The sequence below is a fragment of the Roseisolibacter agri genome (assembly GCF_030159095.1).
Classification (GTDB): domain Bacteria; phylum Gemmatimonadota; class Gemmatimonadetes; order Gemmatimonadales; family Gemmatimonadaceae; genus Roseisolibacter; species Roseisolibacter agri.
On the sequence record NZ_BRXS01000002.1, the window covers coordinates 241069 to 253341 of the forward strand.

Genomic DNA, 12273 nt, shown 5'->3' on the forward strand with positions numbered 1-12273 from the left:
GGGCGCCGGCACACGTCCTCTCCATCGCCCGATGCCGGACCACGCGCCCGACCCGACCTCCCACGACGACCTCGCGGCGCTCCACGCGCTGCTGGCCGTGCACGGCGACGCGGAGTTCCCCGAGGCGCTCGCGGGTGGCGCGCCGGTCGCGGACGTGTCGCCCATCATGCTGGAGGCGGACGTGACGGCGCTCGCGACGGCGTTCGCGCGGTCGGGCGGCACGCTGCGCCGCGACCAGTGGTGGACGCTGCGCGAGTGCGCGGCCGATGCACGCACGCTCGTCCCGAAGCTCACCGGCGAGTCCTGGGTGTACTTCGCGCGCGTCTACGCGATCGCGCAGGCGGTGCTCCGCCACGCGCCGGCATCGTCGACGCCGTGACGCGCCGCGCGCTGCGGATCGCGGTGCTCGCGGGGCTGCTCGCGCCTGTGCTCGTCGGCGGGTGCCGGACGTGGAAGTCGCGCGCCGGCGCGCCGCGCGACGCGGTGGCCAGCGCCTACGGCCGTACGCTGCGCGTGACCTTCGTGCGCCGCGACGACCCGGGCGCGCTCGACACCCTCGTGCTGCGCGACGCGCGGGTGGACGGCGACAGCATCGTCGGATCGTCCGGCTGGACCGGGGACGCCGCACAGCGGCGCCGCGCGATCGCGCTCGCGGACGTGCGGGAGGTGGCGTCGCCGCGGGTGCATCCGATGCGCACGGCGGCGCTCGTCGTCGGGCCGCTGGCGCTCGTCGCGAGCGCCGTCGCGGCCTTCGTGGTGTGGACGCCGATCTCGTACTGATGGCGACGCGCACCGCGCGACTGGGCCACGCGGCCGCCGCGGTCGCCACGATCGTGCTCGGCCTCGCGCTGCGCGCCAACCGCCGCGCGCTTCCCGCGGCGCTCGCCGACGTGCTGGGCGACGCGCTGTGGGCCGCGATGATGTTCTGGTGGATCGGCGCGCTCGCGCCGCGCGCGTCGCTGCGGGCGCGCGCCGGCGCGGCGCTGGCCGTCGCGTGGGCGGTGGAGCTGAGCCAGCGCTGGCGCGCGCCGTGGCTGGTCGCGCTGCGCGCCACGCGGCTCGGGCACCTCGTGCTCGGCGCCGACTTCGACGCGCGCGACCTGGCGGCCTACGCGGTCGGGGTGGCAGGCGCCGCCGCGTGTGCCGCGGCATTCGCCGCCGTGCTCGCGTGGCGCCCGTCGCGCGCCCGGCCAGGGTGAGCGGCCGCGCGCGCGCGCGACGGCGCGCCACGTGCGCAGCCTGGTGCACATGCGGCACATCGTCCTGCTCGGCGACTCCATCCTCGACAACGCGGCCTACGTGCGCGGTGGGCCCGACGTGGTCGCCCAGCTGCGCGACCGGCTCCCACCCGGCGACCGCGCCACGCTGCTGGCGGTCGACGGCGCCGTGACCGCCGACGTCGCGCGCCAGCTCGCGCGGCTGCCGGCCGACGCGACGGACCTCGTGCTGAGCGTCGGCGGCAACGACGCGCTCGGCCACGTCGGGCTGCTGCAGCGGCGCGCGCAGCACGGCGCGGAGGTGCTCGAGTGGTTCGACGCGGCGGTCGCGGCGTTCGCGGACGACTACCGCCGCCTCGTGGACGCGCTGGCGCGGCGGGGGCCGTCGGCGACGGTGTGCACGATCTACGAGGGGCAGCTGGAGCCCGCGATGCGCCGGCCCGCGCGCGCGGCGCTGGCGATCTTCAACGACGCGATCCAGCGCGCCGCGCGCGCCGCCGCCCTGCCGGTGATCGAGCTGCGCGACGTCTGCACCGAGCCCGCCGACTACGCGAACCCGATCGAGCCGTCGGTGCAGGGCGGGGCGAAGATCGCCGCAGCGATCGTCCGCCAGGTGCTCGCGTGACCGCGACGATGCCCGCCACCTCGCCCGATCCCGAGCGCACGCTCCGCACGACGGCGGGCGACTTCCCGCTGCGCGAGTACCGCCTGCACGTCGCGGAGCGCGAGTGGGCGGTGCTGCACACCGACGCGGTGCTCAGCGCCGCGGACGAGTCGCACTTCCTGGGTGGGGGGCAGCAGCAGCGCCCATACGGCGTGGTGCTCTGGCCCGCGGCCATCGCGCTCGCGCACGACGTGGGCGCGCGCGCCGACGCCTTCCGCGGCGCGCGCGTGCTGGAGCTGGGCGCGGGCACCGGGCTGCCGGGCATCGTCGCCGCGTCGCTCGGCGCGCGCGTGACGCAGACCGACCGCAACGAGCTGGCGATGTCGGTCTGTCGGCGCAACGTCGCGCGCAACGGGCTCGCGGACGCCATCGAGCACCGGCTCGCCGACTGGACCGCGTGGGACGACGCGACGCGCTACGACTGGATCCTCGGCTCCGACATCCTGTACGCGCCGCGGATGCACGAGCACGTGCGCCGCATCCTCGACACGAACCTCGCGCCGGGCGGGCGCGTCCTGCTCTCGGATCCCTTCCGCAGGGCGAGCCTGCCGCTGCTGGAGGCGATGGAGGCGGACGGCTGGGCGATCTCGCTCGGCAAGTGGCGCGTGGGCGAGGACGCGGCGGCGCGCCCCATCGGCGTGTACGAGCTGACGCGAGGCGGCTGACAGACGCGCCGGACCCGAACGGCAACGGCATTAGCAAGGATGAAGATCGGATAAGGTCTGATAACCGCCGATGCTCCACGATGGGCGACGTTCGTCGCCGCCACACGGAGCATCGGCGGTTATCAGATCTTCTCGGACTTTCATCCTTGCCAATGCCGTTCGTCGTTCGGTTCCGCCACGCCAGCGTGCCTCGCCGCATCTCATCCTTGCGTGCGGCACGAAAGCGGCGGTGGCCCCGGCCATGGACCTCCATCGGCTGATCCCGGCCGCCGCCCGCATGGTGGAGCTGGTCGGCGTGGCCATCCTCCTGCTCGGCGCGCTGCTCGCGCTCGGCGCGTTCGTCGTGCGGCTGGGGCGCGGGGGCCCGTTCGCCGCGGTCTACGACGACCTGCGCGCGAACCTCGGCCGCGCGATCCTGCTCGGCCTCGAGTTCCTCGTCATCGCCGACATCATCGGCACCGTCGCGGTCGAGCCCACGCTCGCCAACCTCGCGGTGCTGGCGGTGATCGTCGCGATCCGTACCTTCCTCTCGTTCGCGCTCGAGCTGGAGGTCACCGGCCGCTGGCCCTGGCAGCCGCGGAGCGAGCGCGCCGACGCGACCGAGCCGCGGGAGGTGTCCCGATGATGATGATGGTCCTCGCGCCCCACGCCTCCCACGCGCCCGCGCAGGCGCCGCGGGCCACGGTCTACACGGTGCTCGCCGACGCCGCGCGCACGCGCTCCACGCGCTGGCTCGCCACCGAGGGCGCCGTCACGGTGGCGGTCGTCGCGGGCGTGCTCCTGCTCGCGCCGCGCTGGTGGCCGCTGGCCGCGCTGCTGGCGAGCGTCGCCGCCTACGCCGCGTGGGGGCTGCTCGACCGCGCGCCGGCGGGGCACGCGCGCGCCTGGCGCGCCGTGCAGCGGCTGCTCGTGGTGGCCGCGACCGCGAGCGTCGTGGCGGCGCTGGCGGGCACCGCGGTGCGGCTGTTCTGGGGCGACGCGCCCGGCCCGTACGGCGCCTGCTACCGCGACGACGGCCGCGCCATCCCGTGCAGGGCGAGGGACGGCCTGCCGCCGGCGCGCGGCCCGGTCATCTGACCGATACCGGGATCGGCCGTCCTGCCGCACATTGCGCAGGGCCGGTGATCCCGCCGGCGCCCGCCACCACCACCCGCCGGCCATGTACGTCCCCGCCTCGAACGCCGAGCATCGCCCCGAGGTCCTGTTCGACTTCATCGAGGCGCACTCGCTGGGTGCGCTCGTCACCGCGTCGGCGGACGGGCTGTTCGCCACGCACCTGCCGTTCGTGCTCGATCGCGCGCGCGGCCCGCACGGCACGCTGGAGGGCCACCTCGCGCGCGCCAACCCGCACCACCGCCACGCGCCGACGACCGACGAGGCGCTGGTGATCTTCACGGGCCCCGATGCCTACGTCACGCCGTCGTGGTACCCGAGCAAGGCGGAGCACGGGAAGGTGGTGCCGACGTGGAACTACGTCGCCGTGCACGCCTACGGCACGCTGCGCTTCCGCGAGGACGCCGACTACCTGCGCCGCCACCTCGACCAGCTCACCGACCGTCACGAGGCGGGACGCGAGCATCCCTGGACGACCGCCGACGCGCCGGCCGAGTACATCGCGCAGCTGCAGCGCGCGATCGTGGGCGTGGAGCTGGAGATCACGCGGCTGGAAGGGAAGTGGAAGATGAGCCAGAACCGCCCCGCCGCCGACATCGACGGCGTGGTGCGCGGGCTGGCCGCGTCGAGCGCCGCGGAGGAGCGCGCGGTGGCGGCGATCGTGGACGCGCGCCGGCCGACGGACCGCTCGTGATGCGGCGCGCACGGACGACGATCGTCGCCGGCGCGCTGGCCGTCGCGTCGTGCAGCCTCTCGCTGGAGCCGAAGGAGCCGCTCGTCCCCGACGCGCAGATGTCGAGCGTCGCGCGCCGCCACGTCGACGAGTTCCTCGGCATCCTGCAGCAGCACTCGATCAACCGCCTCACCATCGACTGGCCGGAGGTGCGCCGGAAGGCCGAGGCGCTGGCACCGCTGGCGCAGACCATCGAGGAGACGGCCCCGATCATCCAGGACGCGATGATCGCGCTGCGCGACGGGCACAGCACGTATCGCGCGGCGAACGGCCGCTTCTTCTACTACCCGCTGCGCACCTGCGTGCGCTCGGGCGCGGTGCCGCCCACGTCGCTGCCATCCGACGTCGGCTACGTGCGCGTGGGGACGTTCAGCGGCGGTGGGCCGGGCGGCGTCGCGTTCGCGGACAGCATCCAGGCGATCATCCGCGCGGGCGACCGCGAGGGGATGAGCGGCTGGATCGTCGACCTGCGCGGCAACGGCGGCGGCAACATGTGGCCGATGCTGGCGGCGCTCTCGCCCGTCCTCGGCGACGGCGTGGTGGGGCACTTCATCGATCCCGTGGGCGTCGTCACCGTGTGGGAGATGCGCGACGGCGCGGCGCGCCTGAACGGCGCGCTGCAGCAGGTGGCGACGGCGCCCTACCGCCTGAAGCGCGAGCGGCCGCGCGTCGCGGTGCTCCTCGACAACGGCGTCGCCAGCTCGGGCGAGGCGGTGGCGATCGCGTTCCGCGAGCGGCCCGACACGCGCTCCTTCGGCCTCGCGACGTGCGGGCAGTCCACCGCCAACGCCGCCTTCGTTCTGCAGGACGGCTCGCTGCTCAACCTCACCGTCGCGACGATGGCCGACCGCACGCGCCGCGCGTACGGCGCGCAGGTCGCGCCCGACGAGACGGTGCAGGACCCCGACGAGATGGTGCGCCGCGCGATCGCGTGGCTGCAGCGGCCCTGAGGAGGTGCACATGCAGCTCGACGTCGTCCTGAAGCGCTTCGAGTCGCCCGACGAGGTGCGCGAGATGGTGAAGGGCCGCTTCGAGCTCGTGCACGTGGGCGGCCTCACGATCGGCCGCGCGACGTACGAGCCGGGGTGGCGCTGGTCCGAGCACGTCGGCCCGACGGTCGGCGCCACGCGCTGCACGGTGGAGCACGTGGGGCTCGTGCTGGCCGGCGCGGCGACGGCGGCGTTCGCGGACGGGCGCGTGGTCCCGCTGCGCGCCGGAGACCTCTTCCACATCCCCGCCGAGCCGCACGACAGCTGGGTGCTGGGCGACGAGCCGTACGTGTCGCTGCACTTCCTGGGCGCCGACCACTACGCCCGCAAGGCGTGACGGAGCTCGTCCCACCGGAGCTCGTCGCCGCGGAGCTGCGCACGGAGCGCCTGCTGCTGCGCCGCTGGCGGCCGGAGGACGCCTCGCCGCTGCACGACGCGCTGGCGCCGAGCGTGGCGCACCTGAAGCCGTGGATCCCGTGGACGGTGGCCGAGCCGGCGCCGGTCCCGCAGCTGGAGGCGCGGCTGGCGCGCTTCGCGGAGGCGATCGCCGAGCGTCGCGCGTGGCAGTGGGGCATCTTCGCCGCCGACACGGGCGCGCTGCTGGGCGGCATCAGCCTGCATCCGCGCGACGCGCACACGCGCGTGCCGTTCGACGCCGCGGACCGCGTGGAGATCGGCTACTGGCTCCGCGTCGACGCGACGGGGCAGGGGTACGCGACGGAGGCCGTGCGCGCGGTGCTCGCGGTGGCGCGCGCGCTGCCGCACGTCTCGCACGTCGAGATCCGCTGCGACGCGCGCAACGCGCCCAGCGCCGCGATCCCGCGCCGGCTCGGCTTCCGCCACGCGCGCACGCTCGACCAGCTGATGGTGTGGGAGCATCCGGCATGAGCGCATCGGGCGAGGACACGGTCGCGCTGCGGCTGATCGTCGAGCGGCCGCCGGCGGGCGCGACGTGGCGCCTGCAGCGCGGGCGCGACGCGCTGGTGGCGCCGGTGCACGCGACGCCCGAGGCGATCGCGTTCGCGCTGTCGCTGCGCGTGGCCGACGGTCCCGACGGCGCGCCGACGCTGCGCGGTCCCGAGGCGCAGGGGGCGCCGGCCTCGCGCTTCGTCTACCTGAACTCCGGCACGTACGCGGGGCAGGCCGACACGCCGTGGTCGCGGCGCGCGAAGGTGCCGCTCACCGGCATCCCGCCCGCGCTGCTGGCGCGTGCGCGGGCGACGCCCGGCGCAGTGCTGGAGGCGCGGATCGCCGGCACCGCCCGCGACGGCGGGCCCGCCTGCGCGACGGTGCAGCTGCTGGGCGAGGGGTGGCGGCTGGTGACGGACGAGGGTGCCTGACGCGGGTGGCCGCGCGCCCGAGCCCGGCGAGTCGGCGCCGCGGCTGCGGCCGCGCACGGCGCGTGCGATGATCCGGATCGACCCGACCGCCTCCCCGACCATCTGCACGAGGACCGCTGTGGCGCACCGCGACGATCCGCCGGACCTGCTCGTCGAACGGGGCGAGTTCGTGATCGCGCCGGACGGCAGCCGCATCCAGGGCTGGCTGGAGCTGAGCGAGTCGTGCGACGGCTGCGGCGCGCCGCGCGTGTACGCGGTCGCGTTCGACGCCTACCTGTGCATGCGCTGCAACGAGTGGGTGGAGCCGGCGTGCGACGATCCGGACTGCGAGTACTGCCGCCGCCGCCCCGAGAAGCCGCTCACCGCCGGCGGCGGCTGCGCGCCCGACGTCGAGTGCTGACGACGTGCTGACGCCGTGCTGAGCGCGCGCGATCCCGGCTTCGAGGCGCGCGTGCGTGCCAGCTTCGCGCGCCAGCAGTTCATGACGCTGCTCGGTGCGCGGCTGGAGCGCGTGGTGGCGGGCGAGGTGTGCATCCGGCTGCCGTTCCAGCCCGCGCTCACGCAGCAGCACGGCTTCCTGCACGCCGGCGTGGTCACCAGCGTCGTCGACAGCGCGTGCGGCTACGCCGCGCTGACGCTGATGGAGCCCGGCGCCGCGGTGCTGAGCGTCGAGTTCAAGGTCAACCTGCTGGCGCCGGCGCGCGGGCGCGAGTTCGTCGCGGTGGGCCGGGTCGTCCGCGCGGGCCGCACGCTGACCGTGTGCACCGGCGAGGTGCGCGCGCTGCCGGAAGGCGAGGGTGGCGACGAGGTGCCGGTCGCGATCATGCAGGCGACGATCATGGCGGTGCGCGAGCGCGGAGGGCTCAGCGACTGACGGCCCCGCATCCATGACGCGAATGTCAGCGATGCGGCGCGCACGCGAGGTCACTACTCGACGCCGAGCCGATTAGGTTGCGGCTCCCCTTTCAATCTGGAGTACGCTGGTGATGCGCAGGATCAGTCGCACGGATCCCGAGTACGAAGCCGCGATGCGTGAGGCGAAGGCGCTCTTCGACGCGGCGATGGCGAAGAGCGCGATCAAGGGCCGCGGCCGTCCGCCGGCCGCCGCCGCGGCCGCGGCGACGGCCGTGGTGGACGATCCCGCCGAGGCCGAGATCGAAGAGGCGATGGAGGAGGTGGGGCCGGAGGTGGAGGCGCCGCAGGAGCGCGCCGCGAAGCCGGCCAAGCCGACCAAGACGGCGGCCAAGTCCGCGACCAAGACCGCGGCGAAGCCGGCCGAGAAGTCGGCCGAGAAGTCGGCCGAGAAGCCGGCGGCGAAGCCCGCCGCGAAGACGGCCGCCAAGACCGCGACCAAGACCGCCGCCAAGTCGGCGACGAAGACGGCCGCCAAGGCGGCGCCCGCGGCCGAGCCGCCGGCCGCGCCGCGCGTGCGCCGGCGTCCGGCCGCGACGACCTAGCCGACCGCGGGGCTCGGATCGCATCATCGGCAGGGCCGGCCCGCGTTCGCGGGCCGGCCCTGTCCCCTTTTGCGTGAGGCCGTCCGATGGTCCCGATGCGACGCTCCATCCCCGTCCGCGCGCTCCTGCCGCTGCTGCTGCCGTCCGTCCTGACGCTGCTCGCCGCCGGCTGCGGTGGCGGCGCGGCGAACACGGGCGACACGGCGGCCGACACGACGGCGGTGGTCGCGCCTGCTGCCGCGTCGAGCGAGGAGGCGGCGTACGCGTTCACCGAGGCGGACCTGGACGCGTGGGAGCGCGGGCTGGCGAAGGAGATCGAGCTGGTGCGCGCGGCGCAGGCCCGCGCGAGCGCGGCCGCCACGCCGCAGGCGCGCGGCGAGGCGACCCAGGCGCAGTGGGCCGAGACGACCGTCCCGCAGGCCGCGCAGTCGCTGGGGGCGGCGGGCGTCAGCTACGCGGCCACGCGCCGCACCGTGCACCGCGTGCTCGAGACGCTCGACTTCCAGGGGAAGATCGACGGCCCGATGTCGCTCGACACGACGAACGTCGCGCCCGAGCTGCGCGCGCGGATGACGATGGATCCGTACGCGGAGCTCGCGCCCGCGTCGGCGGCGGCGCTGAGGGCGCGGCTGGACCGCGTGGTGCCGCGGTGGATCGAGTACGTGAAGCTGACGGCGGTCGCGGGCTGAGCGCGCGATGCGCGCCCCGACCGTGCTCGCGTGTGGAGCGCTGCTGGCCGGTGCCGCGTCGACGGCGCGCGCGCAGGGGTGCTCGTACCCGGCACCGCCGGAGGATGCGCGCGGCGCGGCACGGGCCGGCCTGCCGGCGGACGTCTCCTGGCCGCCCTGGTTCTATGCGCGGGCCGACCGCGTCGCACGCCTCGCGCGCCTGACGCCGCTCGATCGCCGCGTGCTGCCCGACGGCGTGCGCGAGGTGCGCATCTGGCTGGTCGGCCCGGGGATCACCTCGCACATGATCCGCTTCACGGAGCAGGGCGGACGCACGCGCGGCGAGGTCGTGATCCACTGGGAGGTGACGCCCGTCGACAGCGCGTGCGGCGAGCCCGCCGGCGAGTCGATGCACGATCTCATGCTCTACACCCTGCCGGGGCAGTGCGGGCCCATCGCGTCGGGCGTCGACGTGGCGGCGTGCCGGGCGCGCTTCGCGCGCGCACCGGACTGGCGCGCGACGCTGCAGGCGCTCGCCGCCGACGGACTGTGGGAGCTGCCGGACCAGTCCACGCTGCCGCCGCGGAACTTCGTCGTGTTCGACGGCTGGGGCATGGTCGTCGAGCTGCGCGACGGCGCGCGCTACCGCGCCTACGAGTTCAACAATCCCGGCATGGGCCAATCGCTCCCCGAGCAGCGCGCGGCGCGCATGGGCGAGCGCTTTCGCGCGCTGCTCGCCCTCCTCCGCGAGCCGGACGTCGTGCGCGACTACCGTGGCATCTACACCGGTCCGGTCGGGCCGCGCGCCCGCCTGGACCTCGACAGCACGGCGAGCTTCCGCGCCTGCGGCGGCGCCGAGACGTGGGGCGTGAGCGGGTGGGTGCCCTCGCTCACCGCGCTCCACGACGTGCCCGTCACCGATTCCGGCGTGCCCGTTCGACGCCTGTACGTCGAGGGGCGTGGCGAGCTGACGCCAGCCTGGCTCGCCCGGCGATGGGAGTCGCGCTTCGCGCGCGTGCTGCAGCTGCGGGAGATGCGCGTCGCGCGCCCGTGGACCGCTGCTGGGTGCCCACCGCGATGACCGCACCCGGCGATCCCCTCGCGCTCTTCCACGCGGAGGAGCAGGCGCTGACGCGCGACCCGCCGACCCTTCTGTCGCGCGCGTCCCGCGCGCACCTTTGCGCGATGCCCGACATGACGCCCCGCATGCAGATCCGCGCCTACCGCGCCACCGACCACGGCGAGTGGCAGCGCCTCCGCCGCGCGCTCTGGCCCGGCGAGACGCCCGAGGCGGAGCTGGCCGACATGGCCGCGTGGCTCGCGCGCCCCAACACCGAGGTGCTGGTGGCGGAGCGGCCCGACGGCGCGGGCCTCGCCGGCTTCGCGGAGGTCGGCATGCGCGCCTACGCCGACGGCTGCGAGACGAGCCCCGTCGCCTACCTGGAGGGCTGGTACGTCGACGCCGACGTGCGGCGCCAGGGCGTGGGCGCGGCGCTCGTGCGCGGGGCCGAGGCGTGGGCGCGCGGGCAGGGGTTCCGCGAGCTGGCGTCCGACACGCACCTCGACAACACGGTCTCGCAGCAGGCGCACCGCGCGCTCGGCTTCGAGGAGGTGGACCGCGTGGTCGAGTACCGGAAGATGCTGTGAGCCGCCGTTAACGCGATGACGACTGCGACCACGATCCCGACGATGCGCACCGCCGCCGGCGCGCCCACGGCCTTCGGCTACGCGCCGCCGCCGCCCACCGATCCCGAGACCGCGACCCGGAACCTCGAGGCCGCGCGCCGCTACCTGGCGGCGATCGAGGGCGGCGCGACCGGCGCGGCGCTGGCCGCGTTCTACACGCCCGACGTCGAGCAGGTGGAGTATCCCAACCGCCTGCTGCCCATGGGCGCGACGCGCGACCTCGCGGCGCTGCTCGACGGCGCGGTGCGCGGCCAGCAGGTGGTGCGCGCGCAGCGCTACGAGGTGCGCGCCGCGCACGCCTCGGGCGACCACGTCGTCCTCGAGCTGCTGTGGGTCGCGACGCTCGCGCGCTCCATCGGCATGCTGCTGCCGGGGCACGAGATGCGCGCGCACTTCGCGGTGGTGCTGGAGTACCGCGACGGCCGCATCGCCCGCCAGCGCAACTACGACTGCTTCGAGCCGTTCTGAAGGCGCGATGCAGCCCGCCTGCCCGCCGCTGCCGCGCGACACGGCGCCGGTGTACGTCGCCTGTCAGCTGGACGCGTTGCCGGTCCCCGTCGCCGACGGCGCGGGACCGCGCTATCCGGAGATCCTGCGCAGCGTCGGCGTGCCCGGCGTCGTGCAGGCCACGGTCGTCGTCGACCGCGGTGGGCGCGTGCGCGACGTGCGCGTGCGATCGACGACGCACGAGCTCTTCACGCAGGCGACGCGCGCCGGCGCGCGTGCGATGCGCTTCGAGCCGGCGCGTCGCGGCGGTCGTGCGGTCGCCGCCGCGGTGCCGATGGAGGTGCGCTTCCTGCTGGCGCCGCGCGGCGAGCCGGCGCGCGCGGTCGCCCGCACGCACGCCGGCACGCTCGGCGTGCGCATCGCGGTCGGCCACGAGCCCGTCGCGCGCGTGACGCCCGTGCCGCCGCTCGCCGCGGACGAGCGGCGCGCGGTGCAGCGCGCGGTGTTCGAGGCGATGCTCCCCGTGCCGGAGCCCGGCGCGACCGACCCGGGACGCGTGACCTGCCTCGCCGTGGGCCGCGACGAGCCGCGCGATCCCGAGCCCGCGCTGGTCGCCGCGCTCGCCGCGCGCGTGCCGGGCCTCGTGGCGAGGTCCGCGTGTCCGCGCACGTACGCGTCGATGATCTACCGGGTGGACTCGCTGGGCCGCGTGAACGGCCGTCCGCCGGGCGCGCTCGATCCCACGATCGTGGAGCTCGGGCCGCTGGACGTGTGGGCGCCCGGGATCGTCGTCGCGCGCGTGCGCACGCGGCAGGGCACCGGCGGCACGCACTACGTCTGTCAGGCCGCGCGCGCGCCGGACGGTACGTGGGCCGCGGCGTGCGAGATGGGCGCGCGCTGGGTCTCGTAGAGGCCCGCGGGCAGGCGCCAGCCGCGGCCGTGCACGCCAGGGGGGCGCCAGCGGTCGCGGCGCCCGGCGCCCCGGCTATCTTGCGTCAGCCGCCGCGTGCGGCGGGCGTGCCGACCGGGCGCGTCACCCGACCCCAACGGCACGACAGGAGCGGAGACTCCCCCATTGGCGAGAAAGCCCAACTACGATTTCGAGAAGCGCCAGAAGGAGATGCAGCGCAAGGCGAAGAAGGACGCCAAGCGCGAGGAGCGGGAGCGCCGCCGCCGCGAGGGTGGGTCCGACGAGTCGGCGGAGCCCGGCGAGGGCGGTGAGGGCGGCGAGGACGCCGCCGACGCAGAGGACGGCACGACGACCCGGGAGTGACGCCGGCAGCGGGCAGTCGCG

General features: G+C 75.8%; 21 protein-coding genes. All 21 read left to right on the forward strand.

Features of this window, described 5'->3' with window-relative positions:
- Nucleotides 1–31: 31 nt before the first annotated feature.
- A complete protein-coding gene (locus rosag_RS05895) occupies nucleotides 32–379 on the forward strand; it encodes a hypothetical protein (protein ID WP_284349127.1) in 348 nt (115 codons plus the stop codon).
- Nucleotides 376–780, forward strand: a complete 405-nt coding sequence (locus tag rosag_RS05900; RefSeq protein ID WP_284349128.1) for a hypothetical protein — start codon at nucleotides 376–378, stop codon at nucleotides 778–780. The genes rosag_RS05895 and rosag_RS05900 overlap by 4 nt, the downstream gene beginning before the upstream one ends.
- Nucleotides 780–1199 carry a ribosomal maturation YjgA family protein gene (locus rosag_RS05905; RefSeq protein WP_284349129.1) on the forward strand — a complete coding sequence of 140 codons (420 nt, stop codon included), beginning with the start codon at nucleotides 780–782 and terminating at the stop codon, nucleotides 1197–1199. The genes rosag_RS05900 and rosag_RS05905 overlap by 1 nt, the downstream gene beginning before the upstream one ends.
- A gap of 49 nt (nucleotides 1200–1248) precedes the next feature.
- Nucleotides 1249–1842, forward strand: coding sequence for an SGNH/GDSL hydrolase family protein (locus tag rosag_RS05910; protein WP_284349130.1), 594 nt, complete (start codon nucleotides 1249–1251; stop codon nucleotides 1840–1842).
- Nucleotides 1839–2546, forward strand: a complete 708-nt coding sequence (locus rosag_RS05915) for a class I SAM-dependent methyltransferase (RefSeq protein ID WP_284349131.1) — start codon at nucleotides 1839–1841, stop codon at nucleotides 2544–2546. The genes rosag_RS05910 and rosag_RS05915 overlap by 4 nt, the downstream gene beginning before the upstream one ends.
- A 241-nt stretch (nucleotides 2547–2787) precedes the next feature.
- The gene (locus rosag_RS05920) at nucleotides 2788–3171 is read left to right on the forward strand and encodes a DUF1622 domain-containing protein (protein WP_284349132.1); all 384 of its coding nucleotides are present in this window, start codon (nucleotides 2788–2790) and stop codon (nucleotides 3169–3171) included.
- Nucleotides 3168–3623 (forward strand): hypothetical protein, encoded by a 456-nt coding sequence (locus tag rosag_RS05925; protein ID WP_284349133.1) that lies wholly within the window; start codon nucleotides 3168–3170, stop codon nucleotides 3621–3623. Before rosag_RS05920 ends, rosag_RS05925 begins: the two co-directional genes overlap by 4 nt.
- An 82-nt stretch (nucleotides 3624–3705) precedes the next feature.
- Nucleotides 3706–4353, forward strand: a complete 648-nt coding sequence (locus rosag_RS05930; RefSeq protein WP_284349134.1) for an FMN-binding negative transcriptional regulator — start codon at nucleotides 3706–3708, stop codon at nucleotides 4351–4353.
- Complete coding sequence (locus rosag_RS05935) at nucleotides 4353–5342, forward strand: S41 family peptidase (protein WP_284349135.1); 990 nt, start codon at nucleotides 4353–4355, stop codon at nucleotides 5340–5342. Before rosag_RS05930 ends, rosag_RS05935 begins: the two co-directional genes overlap by 1 nt.
- Before the next feature lie 10 nt (nucleotides 5343–5352).
- Nucleotides 5353–5718 carry a cupin domain-containing protein gene (locus rosag_RS05940; RefSeq protein WP_284349136.1) on the forward strand — a complete coding sequence of 122 codons (366 nt, stop codon included), beginning with the start codon at nucleotides 5353–5355 and terminating at the stop codon, nucleotides 5716–5718.
- Nucleotides 5715–6269: a GNAT family N-acetyltransferase gene (locus tag rosag_RS05945; protein ID WP_284349137.1), complete on the forward strand. Its 555-nt coding sequence runs from the start codon at nucleotides 5715–5717 to the stop codon at nucleotides 6267–6269. The genes rosag_RS05940 and rosag_RS05945 overlap by 4 nt, the downstream gene beginning before the upstream one ends.
- Entirely contained in the window at nucleotides 6266–6721 is a 456-nt protein-coding gene (locus rosag_RS05950; RefSeq protein ID WP_284349138.1) for a DUF5990 family protein, read from the forward strand. Before rosag_RS05945 ends, rosag_RS05950 begins: the two co-directional genes overlap by 4 nt.
- Before the next feature lie 118 nt (nucleotides 6722–6839).
- Nucleotides 6840–7121, forward strand: coding sequence for a hypothetical protein (locus rosag_RS05955; protein ID WP_284349139.1), 282 nt, complete (start codon nucleotides 6840–6842; stop codon nucleotides 7119–7121).
- Between the two features lie 15 nt (nucleotides 7122–7136).
- Nucleotides 7137–7595, forward strand: coding sequence for a PaaI family thioesterase (locus rosag_RS05960; RefSeq protein ID WP_284349140.1), 459 nt, complete (start codon nucleotides 7137–7139; stop codon nucleotides 7593–7595).
- Nucleotides 7596–7749: 154 nt separating this feature from the next.
- Nucleotides 7750–8178 carry a hypothetical protein gene (locus rosag_RS05965; protein ID WP_284349141.1) on the forward strand — a complete coding sequence of 143 codons (429 nt, stop codon included), beginning with the start codon at nucleotides 7750–7752 and terminating at the stop codon, nucleotides 8176–8178.
- A 95-nt stretch (nucleotides 8179–8273) separates the two neighbouring features.
- Nucleotides 8274–8867, forward strand: a complete 594-nt coding sequence (locus rosag_RS05970; RefSeq protein ID WP_284349142.1) for a hypothetical protein — start codon at nucleotides 8274–8276, stop codon at nucleotides 8865–8867.
- Between the two features lie 7 nt (nucleotides 8868–8874).
- Nucleotides 8875–9927 (forward strand): hypothetical protein, encoded by a 1053-nt coding sequence (locus rosag_RS05975; RefSeq protein WP_284349143.1) that lies wholly within the window; start codon nucleotides 8875–8877, stop codon nucleotides 9925–9927.
- Between the two features lie 125 nt (nucleotides 9928–10052).
- The gene (aac(6'), locus tag rosag_RS05980; RefSeq protein ID WP_345784823.1) at nucleotides 10053–10493 is read left to right on the forward strand and encodes an aminoglycoside 6'-N-acetyltransferase; all 441 of its coding nucleotides are present in this window, start codon (nucleotides 10053–10055) and stop codon (nucleotides 10491–10493) included.
- Between the two features lie 15 nt (nucleotides 10494–10508).
- Nucleotides 10509–11000 (forward strand): nuclear transport factor 2 family protein, encoded by a 492-nt coding sequence (locus rosag_RS05985; RefSeq protein WP_284349145.1) that lies wholly within the window; start codon nucleotides 10509–10511, stop codon nucleotides 10998–11000.
- A gap of 7 nt (nucleotides 11001–11007) precedes the next feature.
- The gene (locus rosag_RS05990; protein WP_284349146.1) at nucleotides 11008–11889 is read left to right on the forward strand and encodes a TonB family protein; all 882 of its coding nucleotides are present in this window, start codon (nucleotides 11008–11010) and stop codon (nucleotides 11887–11889) included.
- A 165-nt stretch (nucleotides 11890–12054) separates the two neighbouring features.
- Nucleotides 12055–12252, forward strand: coding sequence for a hypothetical protein (locus rosag_RS05995; RefSeq protein WP_284349147.1), 198 nt, complete (start codon nucleotides 12055–12057; stop codon nucleotides 12250–12252).
- The last annotated feature ends 21 nt before the right edge of the window (nucleotides 12253–12273 follow it).

Bases quoted from the DNA above. Each gene is read 5' to 3' on its own strand.
- rosag_RS05895 (WP_284349127.1), top strand. From the start codon at position 32: ATGCCGGACCACGCGCCCGACCCGACCTCCCACGACGACCTCGCGGCG.
- rosag_RS05905 (WP_284349129.1), top strand. From the start codon at position 780: ATGGCGACGCGCACCGCGCGACTGGGCCACGCGGCCGCCGCGGTCGCC.
- rosag_RS05910 (WP_284349130.1), top strand. From the start codon at position 1,249: ATGCGGCACATCGTCCTGCTCGGCGACTCCATCCTCGACAACGCGGCC.
- rosag_RS05920 (WP_284349132.1), top strand. From the start codon at position 2,788: ATGGACCTCCATCGGCTGATCCCGGCCGCCGCCCGCATGGTGGAGCTG.
- rosag_RS05925 (WP_284349133.1), top strand. From the start codon at position 3,168: ATGATGATGATGGTCCTCGCGCCCCACGCCTCCCACGCGCCCGCGCAG.
- rosag_RS05930 (WP_284349134.1), top strand. From the start codon at position 3,706: ATGTACGTCCCCGCCTCGAACGCCGAGCATCGCCCCGAGGTCCTGTTC.
- rosag_RS05935 (WP_284349135.1), top strand. From the start codon at position 4,353: ATGCGGCGCGCACGGACGACGATCGTCGCCGGCGCGCTGGCCGTCGCG.
- rosag_RS05940 (WP_284349136.1), top strand. From the start codon at position 5,353: ATGCAGCTCGACGTCGTCCTGAAGCGCTTCGAGTCGCCCGACGAGGTG.
- rosag_RS05950 (WP_284349138.1), top strand. From the start codon at position 6,266: ATGAGCGCATCGGGCGAGGACACGGTCGCGCTGCGGCTGATCGTCGAG.
- rosag_RS05965 (WP_284349141.1), top strand. From the start codon at position 7,750: ATGCGTGAGGCGAAGGCGCTCTTCGACGCGGCGATGGCGAAGAGCGCG.
- rosag_RS05970 (WP_284349142.1), top strand. From the start codon at position 8,274: ATGCGACGCTCCATCCCCGTCCGCGCGCTCCTGCCGCTGCTGCTGCCG.
- rosag_RS05975 (WP_284349143.1), top strand. From the start codon at position 8,875: ATGCGCGCCCCGACCGTGCTCGCGTGTGGAGCGCTGCTGGCCGGTGCC.
- rosag_RS05985 (WP_284349145.1), top strand. From the start codon at position 10,509: ATGACGACTGCGACCACGATCCCGACGATGCGCACCGCCGCCGGCGCG.
- rosag_RS05990 (WP_284349146.1), top strand. From the start codon at position 11,008: ATGCAGCCCGCCTGCCCGCCGCTGCCGCGCGACACGGCGCCGGTGTAC.